Raw genomic sequence first — 12782 nt, forward strand, 5'->3', positions numbered from 1 at the left:
ACTAGCGCGAGCGCCGCGTGGACAGCGCGACGCCGCCCAGGAAGGCCAGGAGCGCGGCGCCGACCAGCACGCGCCACAGGGCGAACCCGTCGTCGGCGGCCAGCGCCGCCCCGGGATCGGCCGGATCCAGCAGCCCGCCACCGGTGGCCGCCGCCGTGGCGCCCAGCACGGAGGCGTCGGCCGGACGCGGGGATCGCTCCGCCGGGTAGGGGACGGCCAGCAGCGCCTGGGCCTGCTGACCGTCGGCGGCCGTGCCCGCCCCGTACACACCGGGCGCGACGTCCGCGCCCAGGGAGGCGGCGTAGCGGCTGGGGGCGACCTCGGCGAAGGCCAGCGCGCGGGTCGCGTCCCGCGGGGTGCGCAGCGTCCCCCGCACGTCGGCCAGCGGCAGCGGCGTGCCCGCGGTGGCCAGCGGATCGACCACGGCACGGGCGGGGTCGGCGGGATCCAACGCGGGCTGCAGCGCCGGTGTCGGGACGCCGCGCTCGGCCCAGCGCGCGGCGCCGGTGAACAGCTGTGGGCGGTCGCTCGGCCAGGTGGCGGCCCAGGCGCCCGCCCCCGGCGTCCACACCGCCACGCGGCCCAGCCCGACCTGCCACTGGGCCAGAACCGGTGCCACGGTCGCGTTGACGCGCGTGGTCAGCGGGGCGCTGGCGCCCTCGCGCAGACGGGTGAGGACGTTGCCGGCCAGCGGCGGCAGCTCCTGGCCCGACAGCCCGGAGGTGATCGGGCTGGGCGGGCCGGCGCTGACCGCCAGCGACCCGCGCTGGGCCACGGCGGGCGCGACGCGGCGGGTCTCGCGGGCCAGCACGCGGGGGAGGCGGCGCGCGTCGGGCACGGCCACGAACGTCCCACGGCCCGCGCGGGCCAGCCGGCGCAGCAGCGCGACGTCGGCGTCGGGACCCAGCGCGATCGTCGACAGCGAGATGTTCTCGCGGCGCAGGCGGGCCAGCAGCGCGGCGGGGTCGCCGGGCTCGGAGACGCCGTCGCTGATCAGGACCAGGTGGCGGGTCGGTGCCCGGCTGGCGGCCAGCTGCTGCGCCCCGCGCTCCAGGCCGCGCAGCACGTTCGTGCCGCCGCCCGCGTCGAGCGTGTCGATCTGGGCGCCGACCGCGGGCGCGTTGGCCGCGCTGACGCGCTGCAACGGGAGGATGTCGTGCGGCTGGGCGTCGAAGGCGACGATCCCGAGCTCGTCCTCGTCGCGGGCGGTCAGCGTCAGCGCCGAGCGGGCGGCCGCGCGGGCCATGGCGATCTTCGGGTCCAGGCCGCCGGCCAGGTCGTTCATCGAGCTGGAGCGGTCGATCACCAGCTCGAGCGCGAGGCGACGCTTGCGCACGCCGCCGGGGCGCAGGCTCTGGACGGGGAGCAGGCGGTCCAGCTCGGTGCCGGCGTAGCGGCCCAGCGACAGGCTGTGCGGGCCGCCCAGCAGCAGCAGGCCGGCGCCCTCCTGGACCGCGGCGCGCAGCGCCGCGACCTGCGCGTCCGACAGCGCGGTGGCCGGCACGTCGCCCAGCACGACGACGTCGGTGCCGTCCAGGGCGGCGGGATCGGTGGGCAGCGCCGCGGCGGTGGTGGTGGCCACGTCCATGCCGTCCGCGGTCAACAGCCGCGCGACCGCGCCCGCGTCCCCGGCGACGAGCGCCCGCGGCGCGGGACCGATGCGGGTTGTGGCCGCCAGCGTGTCGTTGGCGGCGACGGTGTCGCCGGCCAGCCGCACGCGCAGCCCGTAGGCGTGCCAGCCCGCCGCCGGCGGCTCGGGCGTGAGCACCAGCGGCGTCTGCCCGGCGCGCAGATCCAGCGCCTGGCGGCCGACGGTGGCGCCGTCGCGGGTCAGCTCGAGGGTCGCCCGCGCGGCGACCGTGCTGGAGATCGTGGCCTGCAGGACGAGCGCGTCGCCGGCGTGCAGGGGCGAGCCGGCGACCAGACGGGTGACGGCGGCGTCGCGGGGTTCGCCGCCCGTCAGCGCGACCCCGTCGACCCGGACCCCGGCCCGGGTGGCCGCCGCCGCGGCGGCCCCGCCGTCGCCAGCGGTCGCGAACCCGTCGGACAGGACGATCGCCCGGCCCCCGTCGGGCAGCGCGCCCGTGGCCAGGGTCAGGGCCGCGGCCAGGTCGGTGGCCTCGGGTTGGGGCGTGGTCGGGCCGAAGCCGGCCTGACCGGCGAACGAGACGACGCGACACGGGTCGCCGCAGACGCCGTGGTCGACGGCCGATCGGATCCACGCGCGTTGCCGCGCCGCCTGGGCGGCATCGATGCTGGCCGAGCGATCGATGACCAGCAGGGTCGGCTCGCGCTCGGCTCCGCCGACGTGCGGCCACAGGAGGGCGGCGACGAGCAGCAGGCCGGCGCCCGCGCGCAGCCCGAGCGCCGCGGGGATCCGCGCGGCCAGAGCGGTCTCGACCAGCAGCACGGCCAGCGCCGCGGCGATCAGCCAGGGCCACAGGTCGGTCGGCGCGTCGGGTGCCGGCGCGCCGCCGTCGGCCGCCCGCAGGGTCAGCTCCCGAGGTGCCGGGGCCGGCGCCGGCGCCGGGGTCTGCCCGCGCGCCCAGGTGGCGACGTTGGCCAGCAGGATCGGGAACGCGGGCAGCTGGGCCAGGTTCGAGCGCGTGGGGTCGACGCCCAGCAGGGCGGTGCGGTCGCCGGCCGCGACCAGCGGGCCATCGGGGGCCCAGGCCACCGCGGGCAGCGAGGCCGGCAGCACGACGCGCCGCAGGCCGCCGGGCTGCACGACCAGCCCGCTCAGGTCGACGCCGTCCAGCAGCGTCGCCGCGGGGATGCTGCCGGACGACGTGGGGTCGGACAGCGGCGCGCCGACCCGTCCGCCGGGCAGCGCGGGCGGCGAGACCAGCAGCGTCGGCCGATCGGGATCGGCCTGCGACGGCGCGACGCGATCGAGGACGACCAGGCCCGCGTCGTCGGCGGCGGACCGGTCGGCCGGCGCGACGCGGTCGACGGTGACGCCGGGCAGCGCGGCCAGGCCGCGGGCCAGCGGGGACGTGGGGTCGGACGAGACCAGGGCCACCCGCAGCGGCGCATCGGGGTCGGGCACGGCGACGGTGGCCTGGTTGTCGCTGCGCAGCGCGTCGTCGCGGGCCAGGCGCAGCGTCAGCTCGCTCGCGGGCGTGGCCGCGATCACCGCATCGCTCGTCGCGCCGGCCGCGACGTCGAGCGTGCGCGCGCCGATCTGCCGCCCGTCGCGCTGCACCAGGAGCCGGACGCGCGCGGCCCGGTCGGCCTCGTTGCGCACGCCCACGAGCACCGAGCAGTCGCCGGCCTGGCAGCGCGCCACCGGGGTGGTCAGCGCCTGGTTGTCCAGGCGGCCGCCGACCAGGTGCTTCTCCAGCGTCACGCCGTCGGTCTGGATGCGGGCGGGCGGGCCGTTGCCGCCGGCGTAGTAGGCGGCGATCGTCCCGCCCGGACGATGCAGCTCTCCCGCGGCCAGCGACAGCCCGGCGGCCAGATCCGTGCGGGGCGCGTCGGCCGTCAGCGCCTGGAGCGCGTCGGCGGCGGCGGGCGGATCGACACCGGCGGCCAGCAGGCGCGGCGTCGCGCCCGCCGCGACGATGCTCACGGGCGTGTCGTCGGGCAACGCATCCAGGCGGCTCTCGATCGCCGACCGGGCCACCGCCAGGCGCTCGCGCCCTTGGTCGGCGGCCGCCATGCGGGTCGAGGTGTCGACGACGACCACGAACGGGGCCGCCCCCGCCGGCGCCGGGCCGCCACCCGTCTGCGGCGCGGTCAGCGCGAGGACGGCCAGCACGAGCGTCAGCACCTGCAGGGCGAGCGCCAGCGGCAGCACGACGCGGGCGCTGCGCCGGCGGGGCGCGGCCGCCCCGGGCAGATCGCGCCACAGCAGCAGGCTGGCGACCGGCACCTCGCGCCGGTGGCGGCGCAGGTGCAGCACGACCAACGGCACCAGCGCGACGAAGCCGGCCAGGAACCAGGGGGCGAGCAAGCTCACCGGGGCTGGAAGTACGTCGACACCACCGGACCGGTGGCCGGCGACGGGGCGTTGGCGATCGTGGGCACGAACGGCAGGTCGATCGGACCGCCCGGGGCCGCCGTCCCGCCGCCCGACTGCACGCGTCCGCTGCCCTGACCGCGCCCGCCGGTTCCGGCCCGGCCGGCGCCGCTGGCCCGGCCCGTCCCGCCGTTGGCCGCGCGGTTGCGCAACGGCAGCGCGGTCGCGCCGGTGGTGCTGCGGCGCCCATCACCCGAGCGGCCGACGGTGCCGGCCTGGCTGCCGGCGCCGCGCGTGCCCTGCTGGCCGCTGCTGGCGGCGGGCGCGGACTGGGTACCGGTCGCGCCGGGTGTGCCGGCGCCGCTGCGCCCGGGCGAGCGGCTCTGGACGCCGATGCCGCCGATCCGGTCGGCGCCCGGCACGGCCGCGGGGGTGGGTGCGCCCGCGGTCGAGCGGGTCGACGCGCGGCGCCCGGCGGTTCCTGCCTCGGCGTCGCTGCCCGCCGCGCCCTGCGCGCTGGACGCGCCCGCGCCGGTCGGGCCCGCGGCGCCGCCGGTGCGCGGGCGCACGGAGATCGTGCCCGCGGCGGCGCCGGCGCGGCCCGATGCGTCGACCCCCGCGGGTGCCGGCGCCGCGCCCGTGGTCGTCGTGCCGGTCGTCGTCGTCGCCGCGGGCGGGGTGGTCGCGGTGGCCGCGGGCGCGGTCGTCGGGGTCGGTGCGGAGGGCGACCCAGCGCTGCCGCTCGAGGCCGGCGCGCGGGCGGCGGGCGCCGACCCGGCGTCGGCCTGCAGTGCCCGGTCAGAGCCGCTGTCGCCGCCCACCAGGGCCAGCACGACCACCGCGGCCACCGCGGCGCCCAGCGTGGCCCATTCGGCCACCGCCGGCCGCGGCCGAGCGCGGAAGCGGACGTCGGCGTCGTCGACGAGCGCGCTGCCCCGGGCGATCACCCGCGGGCCCAGCGCCGCCGAGACGTCGCCGGCCCGCAGCTCCCAGGCCGTGCCCACCTGCTCGGACAGCCCCAGCCGCCGGTCCAGCAGCCAGGCGGCATCCCCGGTGGCGATCGGCGGGCGCGTGGCGGCCCAGCCGGCGACGGCCAGCGCGACGGCGATCGGGGCGCCGATCAGCAGCCACAGCGGCAGCGCGACGAGCAGCGACACGGCCAGCAGGACGGCGGCGCACACCGCCGCACAGAGCAGCGCCCGGCGGAGCACGACGAGCCGGCGGGCGGCGGCGAAGGCCCGGCGCCAGCGTTCGAGGGCGGCCGAGAGGTCCGCATCGGTGGGGGCCGGAGAGCCGCCGGACGGCCGCGCGACGACGCGGACGACATCGTCGGGATCGGCCCACAGCCACCGCTTCGCGGCGACCCAGAAACGAGACAGCCGTGGCTGGGCTAGCACCCTCTGATGGTAGCCTCGATGCGCCGAACGACCCGCCGTCTGGTGCACCACCTGTCTCCTCCTCACGCGGCGGCCTGCGAAAGTCGAATCCCCTCATGCGCAAGCTTGCCGCCCTTCTCGCCGTCGCGGCGCTGACCACCATCCTCGCCGCCTGCGGCGGTGACAGCAGCGACGACAGCCCGACCACCGCCACCACCCCGGCCACGTCGACCGCGTCACCGGCCACGACCACCGCCGACGCCACCGCTCCCGACGAGCAGTTCAGCCCCGACGACTGGCCGCTGACCGGCAACACGCGCGAGAACCAGCGCTACGCCACGCAGACCGAGGTCACCAAGGACAACATCGACCAGCTCGGCGAGGCCTGGTCGGACAACTTCGGCGGCGACCAGTACCTGCAGACCGCGCTCCCGATCGTGGTCGACGGCGTCCTCTACGTGACGACCTCGACCGACGAGGTCTACGCGTTCGACGCGGCCACCGGCGAGACGAAGTGGAAGTACACGCCGCAGGTCGACTTCACCCTGTCCAGCGGCGTCGGCGGCTACGGCGTCGTCAACAACCGCGGGGTGTCGGTGGCCGACGGCAAGGTGTACCTGCTGACCTACGACGGCCAGCTCAAGGGCGTCAGCGCGTCGACCGGCGAGGAGCTGTTCACCTCGCAGGTGATCGACCCGGCCAGCGGCGCCTACGAGAACATGCAGCCGCAGGTCTACGACGGCAAGGTGTACGTCGGCAGCTCCGGCTCCGACCAGGGCGTGCGCGGCTTCGTCGCCGCCTACGACGGCAAGACCGGCAAGCAGCTGTGGCGCTGGTACTCGATCCCCAAGATCGGCGAGGACTGGCGGGCCAAGGGCACCGCCGGGGGCACGGTGTACATGGCCCCGACGATCGACACGAAGAACGGCAACGTCGTCTTCGGCACCGCCAGCCCGGCCCCGACCATCGACGGCTCCAAGCGCCCGGGCCCCAACCTGTACACGTCGTCGGTCGTCGCGCTCAAGGCCGACACCGGCGAGTTCGTCTGGTACCACCAGGAGTCGCCGCACGACCTGTGGGGCTACGACGCGGCGTCGCCGGTGATCCTGGCCGACGTCGAGATCGACGGCCAGGAGCGCCGCGTGGCCACGCAGACGGGCAAGAACGGCTTCCTGTACATGCTCGACGCGGCCACCGGCGAGGAGGTGCATCCCGCGCTGGCGTTCAGCAAGCAGGCGCACTCCAAGCCCACGAAGAAGGGCTCGCTGCAGTGCCCGGGTCCGATCGGCGGCTCGCAGCTGGATCCGAAGGCCTACAGCCCGAAGATCCACGCGGAGTTCATCACCAGCATCGAGTTCTGCTTCCTGCTGCAGGTCAGCGACGAGGAGACCGAGGAGGAGTCCTTCGGCGGCAAGCGCGTCGTGCCCAGCGACGCCAACCCGTACGGGCGCTTCGACGCGGTCGACCTGACCACCGGCCAGTTCCTGTGGCGCAAGAAGATGCCCACGCCGATGGCCGGCGGCGCCGTGGCCACGGCCTCCGATCTCGTCTTCACGATCGACCAGAAGGGCGTCATGTACGCCTTCGACGCCACCAGCGGCGAGGAGGTCTGGAAGGCCAACCTCGGGCTGGCCGGCTCGTCGGCCCCGATCGTCTACGCGGTCGACGGCAAGCAGTACATCGCGGCCACCATCGGCGGCTCGGCGCTGACCTCGTCCAACGAGTTCGGCCCCGTGGGCTCGGCGATCGTCGTCCTCACGCTGGACGGCAAGAAGATCACGCCCCAGAAGCCGACCGCGGCGCCCGAGGGGTAGCGATCAGGCGCGCCGCCGCACTCCTGCTGGCGGCGGCGGCGCTCCTGGGCGGCTGCGGTGGCGACGACGGTCCGGCGCCCGACGTGGGCTGGACGCACTTCGGCGGCGACGCCAGCCAGACGCGCTACACCGCGCTGGACGACATCACGCCCGACAGCGTCGATCGGCTCGGCGTGGCCTGGCGCTTTGATCCGGGCCGCGCGACCGACCAGTGGGAGAGCTTCCCGGTCGTCGCGGGCCGCACGCTGTACGTGACCACCAACAGCGGCGAGGTGATCGCGCTGGACGCGGTCACCGGCGCGCGCCGCTGGACCTACGCGCCCGCGGTGGACCTGCTGGCCGGCGGTGGGGTGGGGGAGGTGCAGCCGGTCAACCGCGGCGTGGCCGTGGGCGGCGGACGCGTCTACCTGCTCACCTACGACGACCAGCTGATCGCGCTGCGCCCGGCCGACGGGCACGAGCTGTGGCGGGTGCGCGTCGCCGATCCCGCCTCGGGCGTCGTGCAGACCTCGCCGCCCACCTACGCCGCGGGGAAGCTGGTGCTCGGGGGCAGCGGCAGCGACGCGCGCGGCGTCGCCGGCTTCGTCGCCGCCTTCGACGCCCGCGACGGGCACCGCCTGTGGCGCTTTGCCACCGTGCCCGCGGGCGCGGGCGGTGGGCGCGTGTGGATGCCGCCGACCGTCGATCCGCGCCGCGGCGTCGTCTACGCCGGCACGGGCAACCCGAGCCCGGCGCTGGATCCCGACCGCCGCGGCTGTCCCGGCTGGACGAGCGGTCTGGTCGCGCTCGATCTGGCCGAGGGCACGCTGCGCTGGGGCGCGCACGAGGTGTGCGGCGACACCTGGGATTACGACGGCGGGCAGCCGCCGCTGCTCTACGGCGACCGTGTCGGCCACGCCAACAAGTCGGGCACGTACTGGATCCGCGACGCCGCCACGGGCCGCACGCTGGCCGATCCCGTCCAGCTGGGCCAGACGACGCAACCGCGCCCGCGCCCCGACGGCCGCGGCCCGACGATCTGCCCGGGCGCGCTCGGCGGCGTGGCCTACAGCCCGGCGGCGCTGGATCCCGAGCGCGACACGATCTACCAGCCCACCGTGCGCTTGTGCATGACCTACCGCACCGGCGATCAGCCGCCGCGCCCGCGCTCGATCCGCCTGGGCGGCGGCCTGGCCTATCCGTCGCGGGGTACGTCGGCCCGGGGCGCGCTCGTCGCCCTGGACGCGCGGACCGGTGCCGTGCGCTGGCGCCGGCAGCTCCCCGCGCCCGCGGTGGGCGGCGCGCTGGCCACCGCGAGCGGCCTGGTGTTCAGCGGCTGCGACGACGGGTTCCTGTACGCCTTCGACGCGCGCACGGGCCAGACCCGCTGGCGCGGTCGCGTCGGCCTGCCGTTCGGCACCGCGCCGATCAGCTACCGCATCGACGGCACGCAGTACCTGGCCATCGTCGCGGGCGGCTCGGCCACCGCCACCGTCGCCGGGATCCGACCGGGAGCGCGCCTGGTCGTGCTGAAGCTCGACGGCCAGCCGCTACCGTCGAAGCCGTGAGGCGCCACACGATCATCGCCGCGGCGGCCGTTGCCGTCCTGGCCCTCGGCGCCGGCGCGGTCCAGGCCACCACCGGCCCGACCGACAACCTGCCCAAGCCCGAGGTGCAGATCCCCACGCGGATCTCCCACCAGTTCGTCGGGCACTGGACGATCGACCAGGTGGCCAAGGCGTCGCGCATCGACAGCGGTCAGATCGCGCTCGACTACACGGTCCCGCCGGGCGCGTACCTGATCGGCAACATCACGCTGCGCTACTACGACGACCAGGGCCGCCCGTCGAGCTTCCTGGCCAACCTGTATCCGTTCGACGTCACGGACGGCGGCGTGAAGGCCAACATCCTCAGCCAGGGTTCGCTGGCCCGGCTGGGCGCGATCACGCTGGACACGCCCAAGGGCGACACGATGACCGGCACGATCACGCTGCACGGCGACACCTACGACATCGTCTACGCGGCCAAGAGCCTCGAGGACGTGGCCGACGCCAAGCCGCCGCCGCCCGCGCGGCCGCTGGGCTCCAAGCCGCGTCCCACCCCGGGCAGCGACGACGCCGGCACCGCCACCAGCGACGCGACGCCCGAGAATCCCGGCGCGGCCGCGGCGATGTACGCCCCGGCCGTCCGCCTGGCCTACCAGCTCACCGATAGCTAGATCCATATCCTCCGCCCCCGTGGCGCGAGACGACATCACGCAGGCGCTCGGCGCCCTGGACGACCTGACCCGCAAGCTGCGGGTCGAGTGTCCGTGGGACCGTGAGCAGGACGAGCGCTCGATCGTGCCGCACACGGTCGAGGAGGCCTACGAGCTGGCCGACGCCGCGCTGAGCGGCGACGACGCCAAGCTGCTGGACGAGCTCGGCGACGTGCTCTTCCAGGTCCACTTCCTGTCGCTGCTGCTCGAGGAGCGCGGCGCGGGCGACCTGGGCGCGGTGGCCGAGCACTGCCGCCAGAAGCTGATCCGCCGCCACCCGCACGTGTTCGGCGAGGTCGAGGTCGACAACGCCGGCCAGGTGCTGCGCAACTGGGACAAGATCAAGGAGGGCGAGGCGGGCCGCGAGCGCGGCGTCTTCGCCGAGGTGCCCGAGAACCTCCCGGGGCCGCTGCTGGCGCGCAAGGTGCAGCGCCGCGCCGCCTCGTCGGGCTTCGACCCGCTGGACGCCGGCGAGAAGCTGGAGGCGGCCGCCTTCGCGCTGCAGCAGGTGGCCGAGCAGGGCGTCAGCGACGAGACCATCGGCGACGCGCTGTTCGCGCTGGTCAACGTCGCGCGGGCCGGCAAGGTCGATCCCGAGCTGGCGCTGCGCGCGTCGGCCAACCGCTTCCGCGGCCGGGTCGAGGGTGCCGTCGCCCTGGCCGAGGGCAACGGCGAGAGCTGGACCGAGCTGACCGAGGACCAGCGCCTGAGCTACTACGCCCAGTCGCGCATGAACGAGAACCCCTAGGAGACACCGACCCGACCATGAGCAAGATCGAGACCGTCCACGCACGCCAGATCCTCGACTCGCGCGGCAACCCGACCGTCGAGGTCGAGGTCACGCTGGCCTCCGGCGCCAGCGGCCGCGCGGCCGTGCCCTCGGGCGCCTCCACCGGCGAGTTCGAGGCCACCGAGCTGCGCGACGGCGGCGATCGCTGGGTCGGCAAGGGCGTCACGCAGGCGGTGGCCAACGTCAACGGCGAGATCGCCGCTGCCGTCAAGGGGCACGACGCCGCCAATCAGGGCGACCTGGACCGGCGCATGATCGAGCTGGACGGCACGCCGAACAAGTCGCGCCTGGGCGCGAACGCGGTGCTCGGCGTCTCGCTGGCCTCCGCGCAGGCCGCGGCCGCCGACGCCGGCCAGCCGCTGTGGCGCTACCTGGGCGGCGCCGACGCGCACATCCTGCCGGTGCCGATGATGAACGTCCTCAACGGCGGCGCCCACGCGGACAACTCCGTCGACTTCCAGGAGTTCATGATCGTCCCGTGCGGAGCGCCGAGCTTCGCCGAGTGCCTGCGCTCCGGGACCGAGGTCTTCCACGCGCTGAAGAAGGTGCTGTCCAAGCGCGGCCTGGCCACCGCCGTGGGCGACGAGGGCGGCTTCGCGCCCAACCTCGAGTCCAACGAGGCGGCGCTGCAGGTCGTCATCGAGGGCATCGAGGCGGCGGGCTACACCCCCGGCGAGGACGTGGCCATCGCGATGGACCCGGCGACCAGCGAGCTGTACGGCGACGACGGCCTGTACGACCTGCACCACGAGGGTCGCAAGCTGACCAGCGACGAGCTGGCCGCCTACTGGGCCGACCTCAGCGCCCGCTACCCGATCCTGTCGATCGAGGACGGCATGGACGAGGAGGACTGGGACGGCTGGAAGACGCTGACCGAGAAGATCGGGCCGACGGTCCAGCTCGTCGGCGACGACCTGTTCGTCACCAACAGCCAGCGGCTGCAGCGGGGCATCGACCTCGGCGTGGGCAACTCGATCCTCATCAAGGTCAACCAGATCGGCACGCTGACCGAGACGATGGACGCGATCGCCACCGCCAAGGCGGCCGGCTACACCGCGGTCATGTCGCACCGCTCGGGCGAGACCGAGGACGTGACGATCGCCGACCTCGCCGTGGCCACCGGCTGCGGCCAGATCAAGACCGGCGCCCCGTCGCGCTCCGATCGCGTGGCCAAGTACAACCAGCTGCTGCGCATCGAGGAAGCGCTGGGCGACCGCGCGACCTACCCCGGCCGCGCCGTCTTCCGTTCATAGGCAGGACTCGCCTCACGGCGAGCGAAGGGTCCCAGCGATGCATCGGATTCGCTGGGACCGGGTGGGCAGGGTGGCGTTGCTGTGCGTGCTGATCGCGATCGTCGCGCTGTACATCGGGCCGGCGCGGTCGTACTGGACCGCGCGCGGCGAGGCCAAGGAGAAGCAGGCCGAGGTGCAGCGCCTGGAGGCCGAGCACGACCGCCTCGACGCCCGCCGCAAGGCGCTGACCACCCCGGCCACGCTGGAGGCCGAGGCGCGCAAGCTCGGGTACGTGATGCCCGGCGAGAAGGCCTACGTGATCGAGGATCTGCCCTCGGGCTAGCGCCCGGCTAGTCTCGGACGCAGGATGCCGTACGAGACAGCAGTGTTCGATTGGCGCGCCGGCGAGCGCCGGATCGAGGAGGCCCCGCAGACCGAGCGCTTCGAGCTCGAACGGGTCGTCACGGCGATCGTCGCCGAGATCCGCCGGCGGGTGGGCAGCACGTTCACCGTCGACGAGCTGGCCTGCTTCTACGACCAGGGCACGGACTGGTGCCTGGCGCTGGCCCAGCGCACCGCGCCGGAGTCGCCGTTCGCCTGGGAGGCCGCCGTGGCCGACGCCGCCTTCCACCGCTACCTGCGCGGCGCGACCGACTTCGCCGGTGGCCGTCGGCTCTACGACTGAGCGACGCGCCGGATCCGCCAGCGGCGCCCGACGGTCACGAAGCCGAGCCGCTCGTACAGCCGCCGGGGGAAGTCGTCTTCGTCGGCCCACAGGAAGGTGAGCGCGTGCCGGGCCGCGCGTGAGGCGGCCAGCGCCGCCCGCACGACCGCCTCGCCGTGTCCGGCCCGCCGATGGGCCTGCAGGGTCTGCACGTCCTCGATCTGGCCCAGCACGCCGTCGCTGTACAGCCGCGCCCACGCGGCGATCGCACCGTCGGCCGAACGCGAGACGAAGCTGCGCTCCGCCGCGGCCGCACACACCGCCGCGTCGGCCACCTCGATGGCCGCGACGGTCCGCTCGTCGAAGCCCAGCTCGCGGCTGCCGATCCGGCGGGGGATGACCAGCTGGGGCGGCGGCACCTCGATCGCGCTGGGCAGCCCGTGGGTGGCCGGAGCGGGCGCGGCGGCGGTCATGGCCACGTGACGCTCCACCGTCCAGCCGGAGCGGGCCAGGTCCGCGGCCAGCCGCTCGGGCGCCGGCGGCTCGTCGATGACCAGCATCCGGTGTCCTAATCCGGACAGCGCGGCGTCGGCCTCGGCGACGAGATCGGCCGGCGACGAGGCCGGCCGTTCGACGTACAGGAAGTTCAGATCCCAGAACGCTGGTTCGACGAACCGCAGCGCGAACCCCGACGCGGTCGGGGCACGCT

General features: G+C 75.6%; 10 protein-coding genes. 7 read left to right on the forward strand and 3 right to left on the reverse strand.

Annotation, left to right across the window (positions count from 1 at the left end; translation table 11 throughout):
• Position 1: 1 nt before the first annotated feature.
• Both ACZ5UI_RS25475 and ACZ5UI_RS25480 read right to left on the reverse strand, forming a co-directional pair.
• On the reverse strand, positions 2–3961 hold the full coding sequence (locus tag ACZ5UI_RS25475) for a VWA domain-containing protein (RefSeq protein ID WP_464192454.1): 3960 nt from the start codon (positions 3959–3961) through the stop codon (positions 2–4).
• Positions 3958–5358: a hypothetical protein gene (locus ACZ5UI_RS25480; RefSeq protein WP_464192456.1), complete on the reverse strand. Its 1401-nt coding sequence runs from the start codon at positions 5356–5358 to the stop codon at positions 3958–3960. The genes ACZ5UI_RS25475 and ACZ5UI_RS25480 overlap by 4 nt, the downstream gene beginning before the upstream one ends.
• 95 nt (positions 5359–5453) lie before the next feature.
• On the opposite strand from ACZ5UI_RS25480, the gene ACZ5UI_RS25485 reads away from it, so the two are divergent.
• The 7 genes from ACZ5UI_RS25485 (at position 5454) to ACZ5UI_RS25515 (ending at position 12094) form a co-directional block, all read left to right on the forward strand.
• Positions 5454–7151 (forward strand): outer membrane protein assembly factor BamB family protein, encoded by a 1698-nt coding sequence (locus tag ACZ5UI_RS25485; protein WP_464192459.1) that lies wholly within the window; start codon positions 5454–5456, stop codon positions 7149–7151.
• Positions 7152–7234: 83 nt separating this feature from the next.
• Positions 7235–8698 carry an outer membrane protein assembly factor BamB family protein gene (locus ACZ5UI_RS25490; RefSeq protein WP_464192461.1) on the forward strand — a complete coding sequence of 488 codons (1464 nt, stop codon included), beginning with the start codon at positions 7235–7237 and terminating at the stop codon, positions 8696–8698.
• A complete protein-coding gene (locus ACZ5UI_RS25495) occupies positions 8695–9348 on the forward strand; it encodes a hypothetical protein (RefSeq protein WP_464192464.1) in 654 nt (217 codons plus the stop codon). The genes ACZ5UI_RS25490 and ACZ5UI_RS25495 overlap by 4 nt, the downstream gene beginning before the upstream one ends.
• Positions 9349–9367: 19 nt before the next feature.
• Positions 9368–10135, forward strand: coding sequence for a MazG family protein (locus ACZ5UI_RS25500; RefSeq protein ID WP_464192466.1), 768 nt, complete (start codon positions 9368–9370; stop codon positions 10133–10135).
• Between the two features lie 17 nt (positions 10136–10152).
• Positions 10153–11430: a phosphopyruvate hydratase gene (eno, locus tag ACZ5UI_RS25505; RefSeq protein WP_464192468.1), complete on the forward strand. Its 1278-nt coding sequence runs from the start codon at positions 10153–10155 to the stop codon at positions 11428–11430.
• Positions 11431–11467: 37 nt separating this feature from the next.
• Positions 11468–11752, forward strand: coding sequence for an FtsB family cell division protein (locus ACZ5UI_RS25510; protein ID WP_464192471.1), 285 nt, complete (start codon positions 11468–11470; stop codon positions 11750–11752).
• Between the two features lie 42 nt (positions 11753–11794).
• Positions 11795–12094, forward strand: coding sequence for a hypothetical protein (locus tag ACZ5UI_RS25515; protein WP_464192473.1), 300 nt, complete (start codon positions 11795–11797; stop codon positions 12092–12094).
• Here ACZ5UI_RS25515 and ACZ5UI_RS25520 read toward each other — a convergent pair.
• Entirely contained in the window at positions 12085–12633 is a 549-nt protein-coding gene (locus ACZ5UI_RS25520) for a GNAT family N-acetyltransferase (protein ID WP_464192476.1), read from the reverse strand. The two genes, ACZ5UI_RS25515 and ACZ5UI_RS25520, sit on opposite strands and share 10 nt — an antisense overlap.
• Positions 12634–12782: the final 149 nt, after the last annotated feature.

The organism is Conexibacter sp. JCM 18997 (assembly GCF_055391915.1).